The following is a 23,630-nucleotide window of genomic DNA, read 5'->3' on the forward strand; positions in this document are numbered from 1 at the left end:
TATGTTCGGATAGCCGGCGTTTGGAGATCAAAACCCGCCGGCTTGACTCGGCTGGTCCAGGACCAGCTGTGAGACCAGGAGCCAGGCCTTGATCAGTTTTCTCCGCGGAACCGTTGCGCACGTCGGCCTGTCCTCGGCGGTGATCGACCTCAACGGTGCCGGCATGAGCGTCAACGCCACGCCACAGACCCTCAGCCGGCTCCGCGTCGGGGATGAGGGCAAACTGTTCACCTCCCTGATCGTGCGGGAGGACTCCCTGACGCTATTTGGCTTCTCCAGCGACGACGAACGCGAGGTGTTCGACGTGCTGCTGAGCGTCAGCGGTGTGGGGCCGCGCCTGGCGCTGGCCGTCCTGGCCGTCCACGAACCCGAAGCGATCCGTGTCGCCGCGCACTCCGGTGACGGCAAGGCGTTCACCAAGGTCCCCGGCATCGGACCCAAGGTCGCCGGCCGGATCGTGCTCGAACTGGCCGGGAAGCTGGTGCCGCACGGCACGCCGGGCAACGCGGGCGGCGACGCCCACGCTGTGTCCGCCGAAGCCGTGTGGAAGCCGCAGGTGGTCGCCGCCATGACGAGCCTCGGCTGGTCCGAAAAGGACGCCACCGCCAGCATCGACAAGTCGCTGGCCGACTCGCCGGAACTCGCCGCGAAGGGCAACGTGGCGGAAATCCTCCGCGCCACGCTGCGCTGGCTGGGCCAGGACGGCGCCCGCGCCGGGAACCGCGTAGGCGCCCGTGGCTGAGCCGTCCCTCGTCGGCGGGGGAGAGGAGCCCGAGGAGCGGGCCATCGAGGCCGCCCTCCGGCCCAAGAACCTGCAAGATTTCGTGGGCCAGCACCGGGTCCGCAAGCAACTCTCCCTCGTCCTGGAGGCCTCCCGGATGCGCGGCCGCAGCGCCGACCACGTGCTGCTGTCCGGTCCGCCCGGCCTGGGCAAGACCACTCTGTCCATGATCATCGCCGCCGAGATGAATGCCCCGCTGCGGATCAGCAGCGGACCGGCGATCCAGCACGCCGGGGACCTCGCCGCCATCTTGTCCTCGCTCTCCGAGGGGGAGGTTCTCTTCCTGGATGAGATCCACCGGATGTCCCGCCCGGCCGAGGAAATGCTCTACATGGCGATGGAGGATTTCCGCGTGGACATCGTGGTCGGCAAGGGTGCCGGCGCCACCGCGATTCCGCTGGAACTGCCGCCCTTCACCCTGGTGGGCGCCACCACCCGCGCCGGGCTGCTGCCCGGGCCGCTGCGGGACCGGTTTGGTTTCACCGGGCACCTGGAGTTCTATTCCGTTGAGGAGCTTGAGCTGGTACTGCGCCGCTCGGCGGGACTGCTGGACCTGAAGGTGAACTCGGCCGGCTTCAGTGAGATCGCCGGCCGGTCCCGGGGCACCCCCCGGATTGCCAACCGCCTGCTGCGGCGCGTCCGGGACTGGGCTCTGGTCCACGGGGTGGAGCAGATCGACGCGAGGGCAGCCTCCGCTGCCCTCGATATGTACGAAGTGGACAAGCGCGGCCTGGACCGCCTGGACCGCGCCGTCCTCGAGGCGTTGATCACGAAGTTCGGCGGCGGGCCGGTAGGCCTCTCCACCCTCGCTATCGCCGTAGGCGAGGAAACCGAAACCGTGGAAACCGTCGCCGAGCCCTACCTGGTCCGCGAGGGCCTGCTCGGCAGGACCCCGCGCGGACGGATCGCGCTGGCGCCGGCGTGGACGCACCTGGGCTACGCGGTGCCGCCGGGCGCGTTCGGCCAGGATCCGCTGGACCTCTTCCGGGCCGGAGACGCCGACGGCGGGCCGGCCGGGTTCGCTGCTGATGCTGACGGCGAAGTCGATCCGGAATGGATCCGTAATAGTCAATAGCACTCGCTAGTGACCTTTTCCCTTTAGACTGGTATGACGCTCGGCACGTTCGGGCCTTTGTTTCCGTGTGCGGCTCCAGCTAGCCGCCGTTGGCAGGGCAGGGTTTTGCCTCGTACCTGCCAGGTTTCCTGCCAGGTTCCACGCCAGGTGGTCCCGGAGCGAAGCGGACGTTGCTGTGAAACCAGCTCGCAAGTATAGAACGGAACTTTCCCCTTGGATCCAATGACAATTCTCCTGTTCGTTATGCTCGGCGTTTTCGTCTTCATGATGTTCCGCCGCAACAAGAAGACGCAGCAGCAGCAGGCGGAGCTCCAGTCGAAGTTCGGCCCCGGCGTTGAGGTGATGACCAGCTTCGGCCTCTTCGGCCGCATCGTTGACATCGACGAGGCCGAAAACAAGGTTGTCCTCGAGCTGTCCCCGGGCAACACCGCCACCGTGCACCGCCAGGCCGTCACCAAGATCGTGGAACCGGTCGTCGCCACCGAGGAGCCCACGGTTGTTCCCGACGACGCGTCTTCGCTGACCCTCGGTAAGTCCGACGCTGTGGACACCGCCGGCGAGGGCACCGCCGTCGCCGGTGACGCGTCCCGCAACGAAACGCCGGACGAAACCCTGCGCCGCCTGAACGACGACGGCAAAAAAGACAGCTAGTCTGCCTCCTGAGCTATCCCGCGGAGCTTCAGTGCGCGGGCATCCGCCGGTGCGGGCCCGACGAGGGCGCACCGGCGGTTCCTCCGTAAACAATAGAAAGATCGACAATGGCACGAACTGGCCCTAAAAACTCAGCCCGCAGAGTGCTGGTCTGGCTTGGCGTAATGCTCGCCGTCCTGACGGCCGTCCTGGCCGGCGGCACCATGGCCGGGCAAGCGAGCTGGGCTCCCAAGCTGGCCCTGGACCTTGAAGGCGGCACCCAGATGATCCTGGCGCCCAAGGTGGAGGGCGGTTCGGGCATCAACGAAGAACAGCTCAACCAGGCCGTGGCGATCATCCGCCAGCGCGTGGACGGCTCGGGTGTCGCGGAAGCGGAAATCAGCACCCAGTCCGGCCGCAACGTCGTCGTCAGCCTTCCCGGCACTCCGTCCAAGGAGACCCGCGCGCTGATCCAGGCGTCCGCGGACATGAACTTCCGCCCGGTCATCCAGGCCGGTGACGGCGCGGCCGTCCCCGCCGAGGCGCGGACCCCGGAGGACAAGCTGCCCAAGCCGACCGCCGCCCCTGCGAACAGCAGCGACGAGAACTGGGTCACCGCGGATGTCTACAAGAAGTTTGAGGCGCTCGACTGCGTCAACCCGGCCCAGGACAAGCAGGAGCGCTCGGATCCGGCCAAACCGCTGGTGACCTGCGAACCGGCCTCCGACGGCCGGCCCGCGATCAAGTACATCCTCGGCCCGGTCGAGGTCAAGGGTTCGAACATCAAGACCTCCTCCTTCCAGCTGCAACGTGGCGCGCAGGGTGCCGTCACCAATGAGTGGGCCGTCGATATCCAGTTCGACGACGAAGGCACCGCCAAGTTCAAGTCGATCACCGAGCGGCTGAACAAGTTCTATGTCGCCGCCGGCGGCCAGAGCGGCTCGGATCCAAAGTCGCAGTTCGCGATTGTCCTGGACGACCAGGTCATTTCCGCCCCGCGGTCCCAGGCCGTCATCACCGATGGCCGCCCGCAGATCACCGGCGGCTTCACCGAGAAGTCCGCCAAGGCCCTCTCCGACCAGCTCCGCTTTGGCGCCCTGCCCATCAGCTTCGAGATCCAGAGTGACCAGCAGATCTCGGCCACCCTTGGCGGGGAGCAGCTCCGGATGGGTATGCTGGCGGGCCTGATCGGCCTGCTGCTGGTTGTGGTGTACTCCCTATTCCAGTACCGGGCCCTGGGCTTCGTCACCGTCGCTTCACTCGTGGTCGCCGGTGCGCTGACCTACCTGGCCATCGCCATCCTCGGCTGGACCGAGAACTACCGCCTCTCGCTGGCCGGCGTCGCTGGCATCATCGTGGCGATCGGCCAGACGGCGGACTCGTTCATCGTCTACTTCGAGCGCATCCGTGACGAACTCCGCGAAGGCCGCGGCCTGATCTCGGCGGTGGAGAACGGCTGGAAGCGCGCCAAGCGGACCGTCCTTGCCTCCAAGGCCGTCAACCTGCTGGCAGCCCTCGTGCTGTACTTCGTGGCGGTAGGCAACGTCCGCGGCTTCGCCTTCACCCTGGGCCTGACCGCGATCGCCGACCTGATCGTCGTCTTTATGTTCACCCACCCGACCCTGCAGGTGCTGGCCCGGACCAAGTTCTTCGGTGAGGGGCACAAGTTCTCGGGCCTGGACCCGAAGCGGCTCGGCGCCGTTCCCCTGTACCGGGGTGCCGGACGGATCCGCACGCCGGAAGACAAGCCCGTTCCGGCGCCGCGCGCCAAGAACACCGGTGCTGCGGCCGAGGCCGAACGCCGGATGACCATTGCAGAACGACGCCTCGCGGAAAAGCAGGAGCAGCTTGCTGGCTCCTCCAAGAGCGCGTCCAAGGAAGGCAAGTAAATGGCCAGCTTCGCCACTTTCGGTAACGACCTCTACACGGGCAAGCGCTCCTACGACTTCGTCGGTTCCAAGAAAATCTGGTTCCTGATCGCCGCCGTCGCCGTCGCGCTGTCCATCCTGCTGCCGGTCGCCAAAGGCGGGTTCAACCTCGGCATCGAGTTCCGCGGCGGCTCCGAGTTCACGGTGTCCAACGTCAAGGACCGTGATGCCGGACTCGGCGAGAAGGCCGTCCAGGACGTCGTCTCCGGCAGCCTGCCGCGCGTCGCGAACGTCGCCGGCAACACCATGCGGATCCAGACGGACAAGCTCAACGACGAAGAGGTACTCAAAGTCAAGGAGGGCCTCACCAAGGCCTACGGCGTGACCGACAACGAGGTGACCTCGACGTTCGTCGGCCCGACCTGGGGCGCGGACGTGACCAAGCAGGCCCTGCTGGGCCTTGCGATCTTCGTCGGCCTTGCCGCGGTGCTGATGGCGCTGTACTTCCGGACCTGGAAGATGTCGCTGTCCGCCCTCGCCGGCATGGCCGCGACGATGTTCGTCACCGCCGGGGTGTATTCGCTCAGCGACTTCGAAGTGACACCGTCGGCCATCATCGGGTTCCTCACCGTGCTCAGCTACTCGCTGTACGACACGGTGGTGGTCTTCGACAAGATCCGTGAAAACACCTCCGAGCTGCAGTCGTCCACCCGGCGTACCTTTGCCGAGGAGGTCAACCTCGCCGTCAACCAGACCCTGGTGCGGTCCATCAACACCATGATGGTCGCCATCCTGCCGGTTGGCGCCATCCTCTTCATAGGCGCCGGACTGCTGGGCGCGGGTACGCTTCGGGACCTCTCGCTGGCACTGTTCGTGGGTATCCTGATCGGCACGGCGGCGACCATCTTCGTCGCCGCCCCGCTGTACGCCTGGCTGCGCCAGGGCGAGCCTGACCTGGTCAAGCAGGCCAAGCGCGTCGAGCAGCGGCGCGCCGACAACGCCGCCAAGGCGGCCCCGGCCCCGGCCTAGCCGCCACGGCCTGCCCTATGCGCCCGACGGGCCGGAGGACGTCCCCGACGTTCCCCGGCCCGTCGGGCGTTGGGCGCCGGTTACAAAAGTATCCTGCCGCGGGAATAGACTTGAATAATTAACGGGTCGTGAGAGGTGCTTCATTGGAAGAACGTTCGACGCCGGTGCCTGCAGCTCCGGCGGATAAGGCTGCCGGCCAGGGGTCGCAAACTGGCTTGGCGGCTCCCGGACGCCCTGACGCGGCCGTGCCCGTGGACAACTCCGGAACCCGCCCCACCTTCCCGGGGCGCCGGGAACGCACCCGCTCCAGGCTCGCGCGCCTGACCGGCCGCGGAACGCCCTCCTATTCGCCCATCCTGGAGCCGCTGCTGCGCACCGTGCGCGCCAATAACCCCAAGGACGACTTCGAGCTCATCCAGCGCGCGTTTGTGGTAGCGGAACGCTGCCACCGCGGACAAAAGCGCAAGAGCGGCGATCCCTACATCACGCACCCGGTAGCTGTCGCCACCATCCTGGCCGAGCTGGGCCTGAGCGGGACGACGCTGGCCGCGGCGCTGCTGCACGACACCGTGGAGGACACCTCGTACACACTCGAGGACCTGAAGGGCGAGTTCGGCCCCGAAGTCGCCATGCTGGTGGACGGCGTCACGAAGCTGGACAAGGTCAGTTTCGGCGAGGCGGCCCAGTCCGAGACCGTCCGCAAGATGGTCGTGGCCATGGCCAAGGACATCCGCGTCCTGATGGTCAAGCTCGCCGACCGGCTGCACAACGCGCGCACCTGGCGCTTCGTCTCTGCCGAATCCTCGGCCCGCAAGGCGCGGGAAACCCTGGAGATCTTCGCCCCGCTCGCCCACCGGCTGGGCATGAACACGATCAAGTGGGAACTCGAAGACCTCTCCTTCGCCGCGTTGTACCCCAAGGTGTACGAGGAAATCGTGCGGATGGTGGGGGACCGGACGCCGGAGCGGGAAAAGAACCTCGCCGTCATCCGCAACCAGATCACCGATGACCTGCGGGCGGCCAAGATCAAGGCGACCATCACCGGCCGGCCCAAGCACTATTACTCGATCTACCAGAAGATGATCGTCCGCGATAAGGACTTCGACGACATCAACGACCTGATGGGCGTGCGCGTGCTCGTCGACTCGGTCCGGGACTGCTACGCCGCGCTGGGTGCCATGCACTCACGCTGGAACCCGCTTCCGGGCCGGTTCAAGGACTACATCGCGATGCCGAAGTTCAACATGTACCAGTCGCTGCACACGACGGTGATCGGCCCGGGCGGCAAGCCGGTGGAAATCCAGATCCGGACCCATGAGATGCACCGCCGCGCCGAGTACGGCGTCGCGGCGCACTGGAAGTACAAGGACCAGCCCAACCGGACCGCAGCCGGGCCGGGAAGTCCGCGCGACGGCGATATGGGCTGGCTGCGGTCGCTCGTGGACTGGCAGCAGGAAACCTCCGACCCGGGTGAGTTCCTCGATTCGCTGCGCTTCGAGATCAACGCGCGGGAGGTCTTTGTCTTCACCCCCAAGGGCGAGGTGATGGCCCTTCCCGCAGGATCCACGCCGGTGGACTTCGCCTATGCGGTCCACACCGAGGTGGGGCACCGGACCATCGGTGCACGCGTCAACGGCAAGCTGGTTCCGCTCAACAGTGAACTGAACCACGGCGACTGGGTGGAGATCTTCACCTCGAAGGCCGAGGGCGCCGGTCCCAGCCAGGACTGGCAGCACTTCGTCAAGAGCGCCCGGGCCCGCAACAAGATCCGGCAGTGGTTCAGCAAGGAACGCCGCGAAGAGGCCATCGACCGGGGCAAGGAACTGCTGACCAAGGCGATGCGTAAGCAGAATCTTCCGCTGCAGCGCCTGATGACCCACGACGCCCTCGCGGCGGTTGCCGAGGACTTCAAGTACACGGACATCTCCGGGCTCTATGCCGGGGTGGGCGACGGGCACACCTCGGCCCAGTCCGTGATGGAACGGCTGGTCGAGAGCCTCGGCGGCAATGACACGCCCGAGGACGACCTGACAGAGGTCTCGATCCCCACCCAGGTCACCAAGACCAGATACTCCGACTCGGGTGTTGTGGTCCGCGGCGTCGACGACGTCTGGGTGAAACTGGCACGCTGCTGCACCCCGGTGCCGCCGGACCCGATCCTGGGCTTCGTGACCCGCGGCTCCGGAGTCTCGGTGCACCGGACCGACTGCACCAACGTCTCCGGCCTGATGGACCAGCCGGACCGGATCGTCGAGGTCGAGTGGGCGCCGACGCAGTCCAGCGTGTTCCTGGTGGAAATCCAGGTCGAAGCGCTGGACCGCAAGTCGCTGCTCTCCGACGTCACCCGCGTCTTGTCGGAAAACCACGTGAACATTCTGGCCGCGAGCGTACACACCTCCACGGACCGGGTGGCGATCTCCAAGTTCGCCTTCGAGATGGGCGATCCGAAGTACCTCAGCCACGTGCTCAGCGCCGTGCGGCGCATTGACGGCGTTTTCGACGTCTACCGCACCACCGGCAACCGCCGCCGCAGCTAGCCGCGCCCCGCGGCGTGGCGGCCCGGCCCGGCCGGCAGGGCCGCAAGCTTGGCAAGTGCCGCCTTCTTGAACGGCATCCGCGGAGTCGCTTCGACAGCCCGGACGAGCAGCCGCAGCGGCACGTCGAGCTCCGGTGCGGCCAGGAGGGCTCCCAAGGCGGGCAGGGCGCGCTCGGGATCCACATGCAGGGCAATGTCCACCGCCGTCCGCAGCGGACTGGACACCATGAGCCCGCCGAGGCTGACGACGTCGAACGGTCCCAGCCTCACTTCGTGGAAGCTGCAGCCTCGGGTGGCCCGGAGGCTGGAGACCCGCCGGCTTGCGTCCACCAGCAAAGCGATCCGGTCCGGCTCCGGGGCGCACCCGTAGATCCAGGCTGCCGTCATCCGTCCGGCGACAACCCGTTGCCTGATTGGCGGCGGGATGGTGGAGGCCGCGGCCCGGGCCCGCAGTTGAGGAGTGGACGCGGCGCCGGGCGGGAGATAGCCGCGCTGCGAGAGCCGCGTCAGCACGCCGTCGGCAGCCATGGCCTGGAGCTCGGCCCAGGAGAACAGCGACCCGGGGGAGTAGAGCACCTCCGGCGGCGATCCGGTGGGCTCGTGCGAAGGCTGGCGGGCAGCGGGTCCGGACGCAGAGAGGCCGGACCCAGGGAGACCGGAAGCGGGGTAGCCGGGCAGGGGGACCATCCAGCCATCGTGCCGCTTTGTTCGGAAAGCGGAACAGGCCCCGCCCCGGTCATGTGGATAACCGGGGCGGGGCCTGTTCCGGCCGGCCGTGAAGGCCGGCGGCAGATGCTCTGCGGCTGGGGCTAGGAGAGCTCGCTGGCGGAGCGCTCGAGCTGCTCCAGCCAGGCCTGGCGTGCCTCGAGGGCCTCCTTGGCCGCCTTGATCTTGCGCTCGTCGCCGGCCTTCTCCGCCTTGGCCAGGTCTTCCTTCAACCCGGTGATGGCCGACTCCAGCTGCGACAGGGCACTGTTGGTGCGTGCCTTCGTTTCCGGGTTCGAACGCTTCCAGTTCTCATCCTCGGCGTGGCGGACCGCGTCCTCCACCTTCCGCAGGCCGGCCTCAATCCGGCCCATGTCGGCGCGGGGAACCTTGCCGGCTTCCTCCCAGCGGTCGCGGATGGATTGCAGCGCCTTCTTGGCGGCGGCGAGGTCCTTGATGGGGAGCAGCTCGTTGGCTTCCACCAGCAGGGCTTCCTTCACCACGAGGTTCGCACCGTACTCCTGGTCGATCTCCTCGTTGGCTGCCTGCCGGTTCGTGAAGAAGACGTCCTGCGCGGCCCGGAACCGGGCCCAGAGCGCGTCGTCGTCCTTACGGCTGGCGCGGGGGGAAGCCTTCCACTGGTCCATCAGGCGGCGGTACTCGCCGGCGGCGTAGCCCCAGTCGGTCGAGGACGACAGGGCCTCGGCCTCGGTGATCAGCTTCTCCTTGGCGGCCTTGGCGGCGGAGTTGTTGCTGTCCAGCTGGGAGAAGTAGGCGCGGCGGTGGCGGTCGAAGACCGTGCGGGCGGCGCGGAACCGCTTCCACAGCGCGTCCTCGTTGCTGCGGCCGAGCCGGACACCGCTCTTCTGCGCGGTCTTCCAGCTCTCGAAGAGCTCGTTCATCCGGGCGCTGGAGGTCTTCCACTGGATCTGCGCCGGGTCGTGCCCGGCGATCTCCTCGGCCTCGGCGACGATCGCCTCGCGGGCGGCCAGTTCGGCGGCCCGCACGGCGTCGTGCTCGGCCTTTTCGGCCTTTTCCAGTTCGGTGATCTGGCCGGACAGCGTGTCCAGGCGGCCCTCGGCGGCACGGAGGTCGCCCACCATGTTCCGTTCGGCCAGCTGCTCGCGCAGGTGCGTCACGGTCTTCTGCATGTCCGCGGCCGGGGCCTTGGAGGCCACGCGCTGTTCGAGCAGGACGATCTGCGCCAGGACGTCGTCGTACTTGCGGGCGAAGTAGCCCAGCGCCTCGTCATCACTGACGCCCGGGTACTGGCCGACGGCGTGCTCCTCGCCGTCAATGGTCAGGAACACCTGGCCATCGCCCTCCACCCGGCCCCAACGTGCAGCCTCGGCAAGCGACGCCGCGCTGGAGGCGGGCGTGGCGGCCGGCGCGGCGACGGACGGTGATGCCTTCGGCCGGGCCGCAAAAGCAGCGGGCGACGGCGCCGGACGCGGCGCAGGTGCCGGCGCCGGTGCAGGCGAAGATGCCGGTGCGACGGCGGGCTCCGCGGCAGGAGCGGACGGCGCCTCGAGCTCGGCCGTAGCCTCGACCTCGGCCGTAGCCTCGACCTCAGCCGGGGCGGCCGCCGGGTCCTGCTCGGCTGCGGGCTCGGCTGCGGGCTCCGCGGCCGGGATCGCCTCGTTGGCCGCTTCGGTCACCGCAACCTCGGCTTCGGTCTCGTTGGCAGCTGCTGCCACTGTTTCGTCGGATTTCTGACTGTCTGTCACCGCTAGAAGTCTTTCGCTTGGAGGGAAATACCGGCACCGCGGCCGCGAGGGCCCCGGCAGGTTACTTCAGAGAGAACGAGTCTATCGTGACTGGTTCCACAGGTGCGCCGTCGGTGGCGCTGGCTCCCGGTTTAACGCCGGCCGCCGCGATCTTGCCCACCACGTCCAGCCCGGACGTGACCTTGCCGACCACCGTATAGCCGCCGGCGGCATCCGCCGGGATCACGGTGTCCTTGTAGACGATGAAGAACTGGGTTCCGTTGCCGTAGGCGTTGCCGCCGGTCCGTGCGACGGCGATGGTGCCGGCCGGGTATTTGTTATCGGCGGGGGTGTTCTCCAGCGGACCCCAGGTGAACGCGGGATCACTGTTGCCGTCCCCGGACTTGGAGCCGCACTGCAGCACACCGAACGAGTCGGCGGTCGTGAGCCGGTGGCAGTTGACGCCGTTGAAGAAGTTCTGGTCTGCGAGCGATTTGAAGACCGCGGCCGCCTGCGGGGCCTTGGTACCGTCAAGTTCGACGCCGACGGTGCCCCGGTTGAGCGCAAGCTCGCCGGTGAAGGTCTTTCCCGCCGCCGTTTCCGGTTTCGGAATGTTCGGGCCGTTGCTGGCGCTGGCGGACGGCGTGGCGGACGCCGACGGGCTCTTCAGCCCGGCCTCCGCCGCCTTGAACTCGTCCTCGGTCGGGTTGCCGGAAAACACCGTCAGCTGCAGCACGATCGCCAGGACCAGGGCGGCGGCGCCGCCGGCGGTAGCGAGGACATTGTCGCGCTTCCGGCGTTTGTCCTGCTCCCGGCGCAGCTCGCGCTTTGCCTCCATCTGCTGGACGCGCCGCTTGGCTTCGCGGGCGCTCCTTGAACTGGCCGCCAAAGGTCCTCCTGGGTATAGGGCCGCACCCCGGACGCGCGCCTGGGGCGCCGTCCGCTGTGCAGCGCGCAAGCTGCCGGCAGCCCCGCCGGCAGCAGCCGCTTCAAAGGTGCGCATTAGAGATGCGCGCGGCAAAAAGCATAAACTGACTGCCGCACACAGTTTATGCACGACTGGCCGGTCTGCGCGCGACGCCGCGGCCGTTGTATCCGCCGTCGTAATCAGAGGAGAAAATTCCACCATGGCACGCACCGCCTCCCTGTCCGGATTCCCCGAGTGGCTTCCCGAGGAACGGCTGGTGGAGCTGCATGTGCTGGACACCCTGCGGCGGACCTTTGAACTGCACGGCTTTTCCTCGATTGAGACACGCGCGGTGGAGACTGTCGGGCAGTTGCTCCGCAAAGGCGAAATCGACAAAGAGGTCTATGGACTGAGCCGGCTGCAGGACGATGAGGGCGCAGAGTCCCCGTCGCACAAGGCCGACCCGCACGCCCTTGCCCTGCACTTCGACCTCACCGTGCCGTTCGCCCGCTACGTGGTGGAGAACGCCGGCTACCTGGCCTTTCCGTTCCGCCGCTACCAGATCCAGAAGGTCTGGCGGGGCGAGCGTCCGCAGGAAGGCCGCGCCCGCGAGTTCACCCAGGCGGACATCGACATCGTCGGCGACGGCGAACTGCCGTTTCGGTACGACGTTGAAATCGCGCTGGTGATCGCCGAGGCCCTCAGCGCCCTGCCGATCCCGGACTTCCTGCTCCGGATCAACAACCGCAAGCTGGCCGAGGGCTTCTACAACGGCGTCGGCCTGGGCGACACCGCCGGGGTGCTGCGCAGCATCGACAAGCTCGAAAAGATCGGCCCCGCCAAGGTGGCGGAACTGCTCAAGACCGAGCTCGGAGCCACCGAGGAACAGGCGCAGGCTGCGCTCAAGCTGGCCGCGATCCGCACCGGGGACACCTCGTTCGTGCAGCAGGTCCGTGCCCTCGGCGTGAGCAACGAGTTGCTGGAGGAAGGCCTGAACGAGCTGGAGCAAGTCATTGCCGCCGCCGTCCAGCGCGCCCCGGGCAAGGTGGTCGCCGACCTCAGCATCGCCCGCGGCCTGGACTACTACACCGGCACCGTGGTGGAAACCGTGCTCGTGGGCCACGAACAGCTTGGCTCGATCTGCTCCGGCGGCCGCTACGACGCGCTGGCCAGCAAGGGCAACCGCAGGTTCCCCGGCGTCGGACTGTCGATCGGCGTGACCAGGCTGGTCTCCCGCATCCTCAGCCAGGAGCTGGCCAAGGCGTCCCGCGCGGTGCCCACCGCCGTGCTGGTGGCCCTTAGCAGCGATGACAGCTGGGGCGCCGCGCAGGATGTCGCCGCGCAGCTGCGCGCCCGCGGCATCTCCACGGAGGTGGCGGCGAAGGCCGAGAAGTTCGGCAAGCAGATTAAGTTCGCTGACCGCCGCGGCATCCCCTTCGTCTGGTTCACCGACGACGACGGCAAGCACCAGGTCAAGGACATCCGCAGCGGGGAGCAGGTCGACGCCGACCCGGCAACCTGGGCACCGGCCGAGGAAGACCTGCACGTCCGGGTCCTGAAGGCTTAGCCGCCGGCTCTCCTACCCCGCCGAGGCGCTCCTGCGCCGCAGCACAAGGAACCGGGCCGCGATCCCCGCCGCGAGCACGGCGGCCATGCCCAGCGCCGAGGCCGGCGGCAGGGTCACCGCCAGCAGCAGGCAACCGAGGAACCCCAGCACATTGAGCCAGCGCGGGGCATGCCACGGGCGCGAGGTCAGGGTGAAGGCGGCGGCATTGGTCACTGCGTAATAGACCAGAACGCCGAAACTGGAGAAGCCCACCACGGTCAGGACGTTGGTGGTCAGCAGCAGCACGATGACCGAGGCCGCGACGGTCAGTTCGGCCGTGATCGGAACGGTGTGTGCCCCGCCCACCCGGGCCAGGGGTGCGGGCAGGTCCCGTTCCCGGGCCATCGCCATCGCCGTCCGGCCCACGCCCGTAATCAGGGCCAGGAGGGCTCCGAGGCACGCCGCCGCCGCCCCGGCCTGGACCAGCGGAGCGCCGGGGCTGAGCCGTGAGCTGCTGACGGCGTCGAGCAGCGGCGCCGTCGAGCCGGCCAGTTGGGCCGCGGGAAGGTGCCACTGCAAGAGAGCCGCGAGTCCCAGGTAGATCACGAAGGCCCCGCCGAGGGCGGCGAGGATGGCCCGGGGGATGGTGCGGCCGGGATCCTTGACCTCCTCGCCCAGCGTGGCGATCCGGGCGTACCCCGCAAAGGCGAAGAAGATCAGCCCGGCGGCCGGCAGCACGCCCCACACGTTCTGGCCGTCGGCGCTTCCGGCAGCCGCGGCGCCGGCCGCCGGGTGCGGGCCGGTCAGGGCTGCCGCCGCCACGAACGCGATCGTGGCAAGCACCATGGCGAGCAGGACCTTGGTCAGCAGCGCCGTGCGGGTAATGCCAAGCAGGTTCACTCCGGTCAGCACGACGACGGCGGCAACCGCCACCGGGGTGGCGAAGCCGGGTGCGAGGTAGTGTCCGAAAGTGAGCGCCATCGCCGCGCAGGACGCCGTCTTGCCCGTGACGAAACCCCAGCCGGCGATGAAGCCCGGCCATTCGCCCAGCTGCCGGCGGCCATAGACGTAGGTCCCGCCGCTGGAGGGGTACTTGGCGGCCAACTGTGCCGACGCGACGGCGTTGCAGTAAGCCACCACGCCGGCCACGGCCACCGCGAGCGTCAACAGCGGACCGGCCAGGGCCGCGGCGGGGGAGAACACCACGAACACGCCGGCGCCCAGCATCGAGCCCAGCCCGATCGCGGTGGAATCGACCACACCAAGGCGGCGCTGCAGCTGTCCGGGCGGGGGTGGAGGCTTTGCCATGGCGGGTGGGGCCTTTCCTACGGGTAAACTCGAACGGGACCGTTCCCGTAGCGGTCCCATTTAACACCACCCTGTTTTCCTTCTGAAAGGCGAGCTGTGCTGCGCACCCACGACCTCGGATCCCTTCGCTCCGAGCACATTGGACAAACCGTAACCCTCGCCGGCTGGGTCGGCCGGCGTCGTGACCACGGTGGTGTCGCATTCGTGGACCTGCGCGACGCTTCGGGCGTCGCCCAGGTGGTCGTCCGCGAAGAGGAGGTCTTCCACGGCCTCCGCAACGAGTTCGTGCTGCAGGTCATCGGCACCGTCGCCAAGCGCCCCGAAGGCAACGAGAACCCGGCGCTGGCCACCGGCGAAATCGAGGTCATGGCGGAGAAGGTCACCATCCTCAACACCTCCGATCCGCTGCCGTTCCAGATCGACGAGCACGTTGAAGTGGGCGAGGAAGCCCGCCTCAAGCACCGCTACCTGGACCTGCGCCGCCCCGGCCCGGCCCGCAACCTGCGCCTGCGCTCCGAGGCCAACCGGGTGGCCCGCGAACTGCTGCACCAGGACGGTTACGTCGAGATCGAGACGCCCACGCTGACGCGCTCGACGCCGGAAGGTGCCCGCGACTTCGTCGTTCCCGCCCGCCTGGCGCCGGGATCCTGGTACGCGCTCCCGCAGTCCCCGCAGCTGTTCAAGCAGCTCCTGCAGGTGGGCGGCTTCGAGAAGTACTACCAGATTGCCCGCTGCTACCGCGACGAGGACTTCCGCGCCGACCGCCAGCCGGAGTTCACCCAGCTCGACATCGAAGCCAGCTTCGTCGAGCAGGATGACATCATCACGCTCGGCGAAAGCATCGTGAAGGCGCTGTGGAAGCTGATCGACGTCGAGATCCCCACCCCGATCCAGCGCATCACCTACAACGACGCGATGGCCCGCTACGGCTCGGACAAGCCCGACCTGCGCTTCGGCCTGGAGCTCACCGAGCTGACCGAGTTCTTCAAGGACACCAACTTCGGCGTCTTCAAGGCGCCCTACGTCGGCGCCGTCGTTATGCCCGGCGGCGCCTCGCAGGCCCGCCGCGCCCTGGACGCCTGGCAGGAATGGGCCAAGCAGCGCGGCGCCAAGGGTCTGGCCTACGTCCTGTTCAAGGAAGACGGCGAACTTGCCGGCCCGGTGGCCAAGAACCTGACCGAGACCGAGCGTGCAGGCCTGGCCGACGCCGTCGGCGCCAAGCCCGGCGACTGCATCTTCTTTGCCGCCGGCGAGAAGACCCCGTCCCGCGCACTGCTTGGCGCGGCCCGCGTCGAGATCGGCCACCGCACCGGCCTGATCAACCCGAGCGACTGGGCCTTCTGCTGGGTCGTCGACGCGCCGATGTTCGAACCGGCGGCAGCCGCCGTCGCGTCCGGCGACGTGGCCGTCGGCGGCGGCAAGTGGACGGCAGTGCACCACGCCTTCACCTCGCCCAAGCCCGAATTCATGGACAGCTTCGACACCGATCCGGAAACCGCGCTGGCGTACGCCTATGACATCGTGTGCAACGGCAACGAAATTGGCGGCGGCTCCATCCGTATCCACCAGGGTGACATCCAGGAGCGCGTCTTCAAGGTCATGGGCCTCTCGCACGAGGACGCCCAGGAGAAGTTCGGCTTCCTGCTCGAGGGCTTCAAGTTCGGCGCGCCCCCGCACGGCGGCATCGCGTTTGGCTGGGACCGCGTGGTTTCGCTGCTCGCCGGCGTCGACTCGATCCGCGACGTCATCGCGTTCCCGAAGTCCGGCGGCGGCTACGACCCGCTGACCCAGGCGCCGGCGCCCATCACGGCGCAGCAGCGCAAGGAGGCCGGCGTCGACTTCAAACCGCAGGACAAGAAGGACGACGGCACCAAGTAGCCGGACGTGCTCCGCAGCAAAGGCTCTCCGGCATTCCGGGGGGCCTTTGCTGTCGGCTGAAAACTCACGATCAGTAGCAGGAAGGGACACCCTGGTGGAACCGCCATCCGGACCCGCGTTGGAGGCGCTGATAGACGCGGCGTGGCCCGCCGCCGACCGGGAGGAGACCGGCGGCTGGCTGCTCCGCGCCGCCTCGGGCGTGACACAGCGGGCCAACTCGGTGTGGCCCCGTGAACCGGGAGCCGACGCCCACGCACAGCTCGCGGCGCTCCGGGCTGCCCGGCTCTGGTACCGGGCGCGACGCCTGCCGCTGATCTTCCAGGTATTCGACCACCCGCGCTACGCGCCGCTCAACGCCGTGCTCGACGCCGAGGGGTTCACCCACCAGTCCGAAACCCTGGTCCTGGTCCGGGACGGCGTTGGTCCTCCCGCGGCGGCCGACCGCGGCGTCGAGATCTCCACGGAGCCCTCGAGCGAATGGCTGCGGCTCTGGTGGAGTGTTGACGGCCGCGGCGACGACGCCGCCCTTGAGGTGGCCAGCGGCATCCTGACGGGCTGCCCCTCGCTGTACGCCCTCGTGCGGGACGACGACGGGAACCCGGCCGCCGTCGGACGGCTCGCTGTTCCGCACGGCGGGGCGGCCGGCGCCCGCCAACCCTGGGGCGGCCTGTACTGCATGGCAACCCGTCCCGATGCCCGGCGGAGCGGCCATGCCAGCGCGGTGCTGCATGCCCTGCTGGGGGAGGGGGCGAGACTGGGCCTTGCCGGCTACTGGCTGCTCGTGACGGCGGCCAACACCGGGGCGCGGGAACTGTACGCCCGGGCCGGCTTCGAGGAATCGGGCCGGTACCTGTACCGACAGGAACGGCCCAAGCGGCACCTGACCGGCTGCTGAGCTGCTGCTGACGATGCCCGCCGGTTCGACGGTTCCCTGCGCCCTAGACGTTCACCCGCATCGACCGGGCACGGAACCGTCTAAATGGCGCGGATCCTATGCCGGGGGATCAGTGACAACGATCCGCACCGCACAGGCGTCGGCGGCGGCCTTTTTCAAAACCGACGCCCGCGGGTCAGGGACGTCCAGGAACGGCAGCCGCACCAGCGCCGTGTAGCCCTTCAGCACGGGTTCGGCGAGGACCTGTTCGGCCAGGGTGCGGTCACCGCCGGGCACGAGGTATTCGACGCTCTGGTCGGCAAAAATCCGGGCGGCGTGTCCGGCCACGGCCTCCACCAAGGCGTCCGCCTGGTTGGCGCGACGCCGGGCGAAGCGCTGCTGGGACCAGCCGCCGGCCGCCGTTCGGGACTGCACGTGCCGGGTTCCGGTCTTGGCCGCGAGGACCCGGCCCTCGGCCACCACCGCGACGGAGTACCCGCCGCGGCGCACCAGGACCAGGCCGAGCCGCCGCGGCTGGGCGGCCAGGGACGCCAGCCGGGCTACGGAATCCGCGCCGCGGCCCGGACGCCCGCCGTCCGGCCAGGGCGGCAGCAGCAGGGCAGTGGCGCCGTCGGCCGCCAGGAACCGCAGGCCGCCGTCGTCCGGCACCTCATGTAGCTCCCCGTGGCTGGCGCCGAACCGTTCCACCCAGCCCGGCAGGTGGTCGCCGGAGATGAACGCCACACGGGTGTCGGGGCTGGCCATGGCGCGGATCTCCGTTGTGAGGCGATGGGGGATTGCCGCCGTGTCAGGGCGGGCGGGGAACTAGAAGTAGCCTATCTATGTGGATGATCTCTTTGGCGCAGGGCAGGACAACGCGTCCGCAAACGACGACGGCGACGCCGAAGAGTCGGGCGTCGGCAGCTCTCCGGGCGGCACCGCGGGACGTTCCGCGCCGCGCAGTCCGCTCGCCGTCCGGATGCGGCCGCGCAGCCTGGATGACGTCGTGGGCCAGCAGCACCTCCTCGGCCAGGGTTCGCCGCTGCGGCAGCTCGCGGCCGGCAGCGATGCCACCGGGCCGGCCGGGCCGAGCTCACTGATTCTCTGGGGACCTCCCGGCACCGGCAAGACCACCCTCGCGCATGTCATCGCCAAGGGCCCGGGCCGCAAGTTCGTCGAGCTCTCCGCCATCACCGCCGGGGTGAAGGACGTCCGGCGTGTGATGGACGAGGCCCTCACCGCACGCGACCTGTACAAGACCACGACCGTGCTGTTCCTGGACGAGATCCACCGCTTCAACAAGGCCCAGCAGGACGCGCTGCTGCCCGGCGTCGAGAACCGCTGGGTGGTCCTGGTCGCGGCCACCACGGAAAACCCCTCCTTCTCGGTCGTCTCCCCGCTGTTGTCCCGCTCGCTGCTGCTGACGCTGAAGCCGCTGACCGACGCCGACGTCGAAGGGCTGCTGCGGCGGGCCGCGACGGATCCGCGCGGCCTGGGCGGGAAGGTGGAGCTGGGCGACGAGGCCCTGGCCCACCTGGTCCGGCTCTCCGGCGGCGACGCGCGCCGTGCCCTGACGGCACTGGAGGCCGCGGCGGGCGTCGCGTTCGGGGACGCGGACGACGGGCCCGCCGGGGAAACTCCCGTGACGATCGAACTCAAGCACACCGAACGCGCCCTCGACGTCGCCTCGGTGCGCTACGACCGCGCCGGAGACCAGCACTACGACGTCGCCAGCGCGTTCATCAAATCCATCCGCGGATCCGACGTCGACGCCGCGCTGCACTATCTCGCCCGGATGCTGGAGGCGGGGGAGGACCCCCGGTTCGTGGCCCGCCGGATCGTGATCTCCGCGGCCGAGGACGTCGGCATGGCCGACCCCACGGCACTGCAGACCGCGGTCGCCGCGGCCCAGGCCGTGCAGCTGATCGGCATGCCGGAGGGGCGCATCATCCTGGCCGAGGCCGTTGTCCACCTCGCCACCGCACCCAAGTCCAACGCCGCGTACATGGGGATCAACCAGGCGATCGCCGACGTCCGCGCCGGCCTCGGCAACGGCATCCCGGCGCACCTGCGCGACGCCCACTATCCCGGGTCCAAGCAACTGGGGCACGGCAAGGGCTACAAGTACGCGCACGACGCGCCCCACGCCGTGGCCACCCAGCAGTACCCGCCGGACGACCTCGTGGGCCGCAACTACTACGAACCCACCGGCAACGGCGCCGAACGCGATATCTCGACCCGGCTGGAACGGCTGCGGAGGATCATCCGGGGCAAGTGATCCTCTGGTAGGATGGATCGTTGTCTGGCAAGGCACGGACGCACAATCCACCAGTTTTCGGCAGTTCCTGCTGATGTGAGGGGTTTGCCCTGTGCCCAGTAGCAAAAGGCAGCGGTTGGCCGATGCTCTCCATCGTGGAGGCCAGTAACACTGACACACCGCAGATATTGGAAGGACACAAGTGGCTAACAACACTCGTGCTCGCCGCACCGCACGCCTCTCGCGTGCACTCGGCATCGCTCTGACCCCCAAGGCCGCCAAGTACATGGAGCGCCGCCCGTACGGCCCCGGTGAGCATGGCCGTGCCCGCAAGAAGCAGGACTCCGACTACGCCGTACGTCTGCGCGAAAAGCAGCGTCTGCGCGCCCAGTACGGCATCCGCGAAGCCCAGATGACCCGTGCCTTCGAAGAAGCACGCCGCACCAAGGGCCTGACCGGTGAAAACCTGATCGAACTGCTCGAAATGCGTCTCGACGCCCTCGTGCTGCGTGCCGGCTTCGCCCGCACCATCGCCCAGGCCCGCCAGCTGGTTGTGCACCGCCACATCCTCGTTGACGGCATCCGCGTTGACCGCCCGTCTTTCCGCGTCGGTGAGGGCCAGCTGGTCCACGTCCACAGCCGCAGCGAGACCATGCCTCCGTTCCAGGTGGCAGCAGCCGGCGCACACCGCGACGTACTGCCGATGGTTCCGGCCTACCTGGACGTCAAGCTCGACGCCCTGCAGGCACGCCTGGTCCGTCGCCCCAAGCGCTCCGAAATCCCCGTGACCTGCGAAGAGCAGCTCGTCGTGGAATTCTACGCACGCTAGATCCAGCGCGACACCTTACAAAGAAGCCCGTGGCAAGCGCCGCGGGCTTCTTTGTATGTAAGGTACTTGGGGGAGTTCTCCGTGTGCCGCGCCCGGCAGCCGGAGGACCATGCAGGAATCCACGTAGTTTCAAGGAGATGAACGTCTATGTCTGGTGGCGATATTGCCGGCCTGATCGCGGCCGCTGTGTTTGCACTGCTGGTCCTGCTGCTCGCCGTGCCCATCCTCAAGCTCGGCGGAGTGTTCGACGAGGTGCGCAGCAGCATCCGCTCGATCAGCGACGGCGCCACCCCGCTCATGGATGAAGTCATCGCCACCGTCTCCACCACCAACCAGCAGCTGAAGAAGGTTGACGGGATCGCGTCCAACGTCTCCGACGCCTCGGCGAACATCTCGGCGCTCTCCTCGCTCGTCGCCGCGACCGTCGGCTCCCCGCTGATCAAGGTCGCCGCGTTCAGCTACGGTGTGCGGTCCGCCTTCTCCGCCCGCAAAAAGCCCGCCACCGGCCGCCGCAGCCGCTGAGCACCCTGACAGGAACTGACATGAACAGAATCATCTGGATGGGCATCGGCGTCGCGATCGGCGTTATCGCATTCCGCAAGCTCACCGAAGCGCAGTCCACGCTCGGCCCCGAAGGCCTGAACCGGGCGGTCGGCCGGCTCGCCGACGGAGTCTACGACTTCGCCGATGCCGTCCGCGTCGGCATGCGGGAGCGGGAGACTGAACTCCGCTCCGCCCTCGGCATCGACACTGACGTCGAGACGGGCGTCGCAGGCCGGGATGTAGTCCGGCGCTAGCCGGGGGACAATTGAGGAGAAGGCGGTGCCCATGACGGCCCGCCCACACGGCCGCAGGCCGCAACCAGACCGTTCCGCGGAGACGCGCGAACCGATAACGCAGTGAACGTAAGCACAGTGAACGTAAACACAGTGAACGTAAACACAGTGAACTTAAGCACAGTGAATGTAAACGCAGTGAACATAAGCAACACAGTGAATATTGAAGGGTAAGAAACCAGGTTATGAAGTCGCAGGAGATCACCAAGCGCTGGATCGACTTTTTCGTCAGCAAGGGCCACACGGCGGTTCCCTCCGCCTCCCTGGTCTCCAGCGACCCGTCCCTGCTGTTCACCGTGGCCGGCATGGTGCCGTTCATCCCGTACCTGACCGCGCGTGAGGAAGCCCCGTACAACCGGGCGACCAGCGTGCAGAAGTGCATCCGCACCGGCGACATCGAGGAAGTCGGCAAGACCGCCCGGCACGGCACGTTCTTCCAGATGTGCGGCAACTTCTCCTTTGGCGATTACTTCAAGGAAGACGCCATCAAGTTCGCCTGGGAACTGCTCACCACCAGCGTCGACGACGGCGGCTACGGCCTGCCGCCCGAGCGGCTCTGGGTCACTGTCTACGAAGAGGACGACGAGGCCAAGGAACTCTGGCTGAAGAACACCGGCGTCCCGGCCGAGCGGATCCAGCGGATGGGCAAGGCGGACAACTACTGGTCCACCGGCCAGCCGGGCCCCGCCGGACCCTGCTCGGAGATCTACTACGACCGCGGACCCGCCTACGGCATCGAGGGCGGTCCGCTGGCCGACGAGACCCGGTACATCGAAATCTGGAACCTCGTGTTCATGCAGTACCAGATCGACAACGTGCGCTCCAAGGTGGACTTCGACATCACTGGGGAACTGCCGAAGAAGAACATCGACACCGGCCTCGGCATGGAACGCCTTGCGATGATCCTGCAGGGCGTCGAGAACATGTACGAGACTGACCAGGTCCGCCCTGTGATCGACAAGGCCGCCGCGCTCTCCGGCAAGGAGTACACCTCCGCCGAGACCCCCGAGGACCCGCACCACACGGACGACGTCCGGATGCGCGTCGTGGCCGACCACATCCGCTCGGCCCTGATGCTGATCGCCGACGGCGTCACCCCCTCCAACGAGGGCCGGGGCTACGTGCTGCGCCGCCTGATCCGCCGCGCCGTGCGCTCCATGCGCCTGCTCGGCGTCGAGAAGGCCTGCCTGCCCGAACTGCTGCCCGCCTCCCGTGACGCCATGAAGGGCGTCTACCCGGTGGTGGAGACCGATTTCGACCGGATCAGCCGGATCGCGTACGCCGAGGAGAAGGCGTTCCTGCGCACCATCGCTTCCGGCACCGCGCGCCTCGAGGACGCCGTCAAGGAATCCAAGGCCGCCGGCCAGCCGCTTTCCGGCGCCGATGCCTTCGCCCTGCATGACACCTACGGCTTCCCGATCGACCTCACGCTGGAAATGGCCGAGGAAGCCGGGCTCAAGGTCGATGAGCCCGAGTTCCGCAAACTCATGCTGGAACAGCGCCAGCGTGCGCAGGCCGATGCCAAGGGCAAGAAGGGCGCACACGCGGACCTCAGTGCCTTCCAGGAGCTGCTGGCCGCGGGTGAGACGGTCTTCACCGGCTACACCGAGCTCGCAGGCGAGTCCAAGGTCCGCGGCATCCTGGCCGGCGGCCGGAAGGTCTCCCAGGCGTCCACCGGCGAGGAAATCGAACTCGTCCTCGCCGAGACCCCGTTCTACGCCGAGGCCGGCGGGCAGGCGGCAGACACCGGCCTGATCACCGGTGACGGCTTCGTCGTCGAGGTCCTGGACGTCCAGCGCCCCATCAAGGGACTGAGCGTGCACAAGGCCATCGTCCGCGAAGGCGAAATCGGTGTCGACTCGCTGGTTTTGGCCGCCGTGGACCGGGAACGTCGGCACGCCGCCGAGCAGGCGCACACCGGCACGCACATCGTGCACGCCGCCCTGCACCAGATCCTCGGCCCGGAAGCCCTGCAGCGCGGTTCCTTCAACAAGGCCGGCTACCTCCGCTTCGACTTCGCCTGGGGCGAGGGCCTCAGCGCCGCGACCCGCTCCGAAATCGAAGAAGTCTCCAACATCGCCATCCGCAATAACTTCCAGGTGCAAACCAAGGTGATGGGACTGGCCGAAGCCAAGGCCCTCGGTGCCATGGCACTGTTCGGCGAGAACTACGGCAACGAGGTTCGCGTCGTGGAGATCGACGGCGCGTGGTCGCGCGAACTCTGCGGCGGCACGCACGTGTCCAACACCTCGCTAATCGGCAGCCTGTCCCTGCTCGGCGAGCAGTCCGTCGGGTCGGGAAACCGCCGCGTCGAGGCCTTCGTCGGTATGGACGCGTTCCGCCACCTCGCCGCCGAGCGGGCCCTCGTGACCGAACTCACCGAGATGCTCAAGGTTCCCTCCGGCCTGCTCACCGAGCGGATCGCCGGGACCCTGGCGAAGCTCAAGGCGGCCGAGAAGGAGCTTGAGCGGCTGCGTAAGGAACAGCTCACCGCCGCAGCCGCCCAGCTGGTGGGCACGGCCAAGGACGCTGCCGGCGTCAAGGTCATCGCCCACGACGCCGGTGCGGTCAGTGGCGCCGATGACCTCCGCGGCCTCGCCCTGGACCTGCGGACCCGGCTCGGCTCGGAGGCCGCCGCCGTGGCGGTGGCCGGCGTCAGCAACGACCGTCCCGTCATCCTGATCGCCACCAACGAGGCCGCCCGCGCCGCGGGTGTTAAGGCCGGCGCCTTGGTCCGCCTCGCAGCTGGCATCCTCGGCGGCGGCGGCGGCGGCAAAGACGACGTGGCCCAGGGCGGCGGCACGGACGCGTCCAAGGTCGGCGCGGCCCTCGCGGCTGTCGTGGACGCCATCACCAAGCGCTAGC

General features: G+C 68.3%; 19 protein-coding genes. 14 read left to right on the forward strand and 5 right to left on the reverse strand.

The annotated features are described in order from the left end of the window. Positions 1–88: 88 nt before the first annotated feature. From ruvA to ACZ5Z0_RS00590, 6 genes are all read left to right on the forward strand, one after another. Positions 89–742 carry a Holliday junction branch migration protein RuvA gene (ruvA, locus tag ACZ5Z0_RS00565; RefSeq protein ID WP_464109429.1) on the forward strand — a complete coding sequence of 218 codons (654 nt, stop codon included), beginning with the start codon at positions 89–91 and terminating at the stop codon, positions 740–742. After that, on the forward strand, positions 735–1,856 hold the full coding sequence (gene ruvB, locus ACZ5Z0_RS00570) for a Holliday junction branch migration DNA helicase RuvB (protein WP_464109430.1): 1,122 nt from the start codon (positions 735–737) through the stop codon (positions 1,854–1,856). The genes ruvA and ruvB overlap by 8 nt, the downstream gene beginning before the upstream one ends. A 222-nt stretch (positions 1,857–2,078) precedes the next feature. Next, positions 2,079–2,507, forward strand: a complete 429-nt coding sequence (gene yajC, locus ACZ5Z0_RS00575; RefSeq protein ID WP_464109431.1) for a preprotein translocase subunit YajC — start codon at positions 2,079–2,081, stop codon at positions 2,505–2,507. A 107-nt stretch (positions 2,508–2,614) separates the two neighbouring features. After that, positions 2,615–4,375, forward strand: a complete 1,761-nt coding sequence (gene secD, locus ACZ5Z0_RS00580; RefSeq protein ID WP_464109432.1) for a protein translocase subunit SecD — start codon at positions 2,615–2,617, stop codon at positions 4,373–4,375. Continuing rightward, entirely contained in the window at positions 4,376–5,383 is a 1,008-nt protein-coding gene (secF, locus tag ACZ5Z0_RS00585; RefSeq protein ID WP_464109433.1) for a protein translocase subunit SecF, read from the forward strand. It abuts the gene before it with no gap. Between the two features lie 143 nt (positions 5,384–5,526). Continuing rightward, the gene (locus ACZ5Z0_RS00590) at positions 5,527–7,920 is read left to right on the forward strand and encodes a RelA/SpoT family protein (protein WP_464109434.1); all 2,394 of its coding nucleotides are present in this window, start codon (positions 5,527–5,529) and stop codon (positions 7,918–7,920) included. Here ACZ5Z0_RS00590 and ACZ5Z0_RS00595 read toward each other — a convergent pair. The 3 genes from ACZ5Z0_RS00595 to ACZ5Z0_RS00605 form a co-directional block, all read right to left on the reverse strand. Beyond that, on the reverse strand, positions 7,917–8,606 hold the full coding sequence (locus tag ACZ5Z0_RS00595) for a hypothetical protein (protein ID WP_464109435.1): 690 nt from the start codon (positions 8,604–8,606) through the stop codon (positions 7,917–7,919). The two genes, ACZ5Z0_RS00590 and ACZ5Z0_RS00595, sit on opposite strands and share 4 nt — an antisense overlap. A gap of 122 nt (positions 8,607–8,728) precedes the next feature. After that, on the reverse strand, positions 8,729–10,351 hold the full coding sequence (locus ACZ5Z0_RS00600) for a DUF349 domain-containing protein (protein ID WP_464109436.1): 1,623 nt from the start codon (positions 10,349–10,351) through the stop codon (positions 8,729–8,731). Positions 10,352–10,412: 61 nt separating this feature from the next. After that, positions 10,413–11,219, reverse strand: a complete 807-nt coding sequence (locus tag ACZ5Z0_RS00605; protein WP_464109437.1) for a peptidylprolyl isomerase — start codon at positions 11,217–11,219, stop codon at positions 10,413–10,415. Positions 11,220–11,457: 238 nt separating this feature from the next. Between ACZ5Z0_RS00605 and hisS the strand changes: the two genes are divergently transcribed. Beyond that, the gene (hisS, locus tag ACZ5Z0_RS00610) at positions 11,458–12,804 is read left to right on the forward strand and encodes a histidine--tRNA ligase (RefSeq protein WP_464109438.1); all 1,347 of its coding nucleotides are present in this window, start codon (positions 11,458–11,460) and stop codon (positions 12,802–12,804) included. A gap of 12 nt (positions 12,805–12,816) precedes the next feature. On the opposite strand, the gene ACZ5Z0_RS00615 is transcribed toward hisS, so the two are convergent. Next, positions 12,817–14,091, reverse strand: a complete 1,275-nt coding sequence (locus tag ACZ5Z0_RS00615) for an APC family permease (protein ID WP_464109439.1) — start codon at positions 14,089–14,091, stop codon at positions 12,817–12,819. A gap of 96 nt (positions 14,092–14,187) precedes the next feature. Here ACZ5Z0_RS00615 and aspS point away from each other — a divergent pair, with 96 nt between their 5' ends. Both aspS and ACZ5Z0_RS00625 read left to right on the forward strand, forming a co-directional pair. Next, on the forward strand, positions 14,188–15,969 hold the full coding sequence (aspS, locus tag ACZ5Z0_RS00620) for an aspartate--tRNA ligase (protein ID WP_146337463.1): 1,782 nt from the start codon (positions 14,188–14,190) through the stop codon (positions 15,967–15,969). A 94-nt stretch (positions 15,970–16,063) separates the two neighbouring features. Continuing rightward, positions 16,064–16,864: a GNAT family N-acetyltransferase gene (locus tag ACZ5Z0_RS00625; protein ID WP_464109440.1), complete on the forward strand. Its 801-nt coding sequence runs from the start codon at positions 16,064–16,066 to the stop codon at positions 16,862–16,864. 96 nt (positions 16,865–16,960) lie between these two features. Here the strand turns inward: ACZ5Z0_RS00625 and ACZ5Z0_RS00630 are convergent, their stop codons facing one another. Further along, on the reverse strand, positions 16,961–17,608 hold the full coding sequence (locus tag ACZ5Z0_RS00630; protein WP_464109441.1) for an acVLRF1 family peptidyl-tRNA hydrolase: 648 nt from the start codon (positions 17,606–17,608) through the stop codon (positions 16,961–16,963). A gap of 79 nt (positions 17,609–17,687) precedes the next feature. Here ACZ5Z0_RS00630 and ACZ5Z0_RS00635 point away from each other — a divergent pair, with 79 nt between their 5' ends. The 5 genes from ACZ5Z0_RS00635 to alaS all read left to right on the forward strand — a co-directional run bounded on the left by ACZ5Z0_RS00635 (position 17,688) and on the right by alaS (position 23,629). Continuing rightward, the gene (locus ACZ5Z0_RS00635; protein ID WP_464109442.1) at positions 17,688–19,121 is read left to right on the forward strand and encodes a replication-associated recombination protein A; all 1,434 of its coding nucleotides are present in this window, start codon (positions 17,688–17,690) and stop codon (positions 19,119–19,121) included. Between the two features lie 181 nt (positions 19,122–19,302). Continuing rightward, complete coding sequence (gene rpsD / locus ACZ5Z0_RS00640) at positions 19,303–19,929, forward strand: 30S ribosomal protein S4 (protein ID WP_091251848.1); 627 nt, start codon at positions 19,303–19,305, stop codon at positions 19,927–19,929. Positions 19,930–20,076: 147 nt separating this feature from the next. Continuing rightward, the gene (locus ACZ5Z0_RS00645) at positions 20,077–20,451 is read left to right on the forward strand and encodes a DUF948 domain-containing protein (protein WP_464109443.1); all 375 of its coding nucleotides are present in this window, start codon (positions 20,077–20,079) and stop codon (positions 20,449–20,451) included. A 20-nt stretch (positions 20,452–20,471) separates the two neighbouring features. Further along, on the forward strand, positions 20,472–20,726 hold the full coding sequence (locus tag ACZ5Z0_RS00650) for a DUF6167 family protein (RefSeq protein ID WP_261375034.1): 255 nt from the start codon (positions 20,472–20,474) through the stop codon (positions 20,724–20,726). A 224-nt stretch (positions 20,727–20,950) separates the two neighbouring features. Beyond that, on the forward strand, positions 20,951–23,629 hold the full coding sequence (gene alaS / locus ACZ5Z0_RS00655; protein ID WP_464109444.1) for an alanine--tRNA ligase: 2,679 nt from the start codon (positions 20,951–20,953) through the stop codon (positions 23,627–23,629). The last annotated feature ends 1 nt before the right edge of the window (position 23,630 follow it).

The organism is Arthrobacter sp. T2-23, from assembly GCF_055398325.1.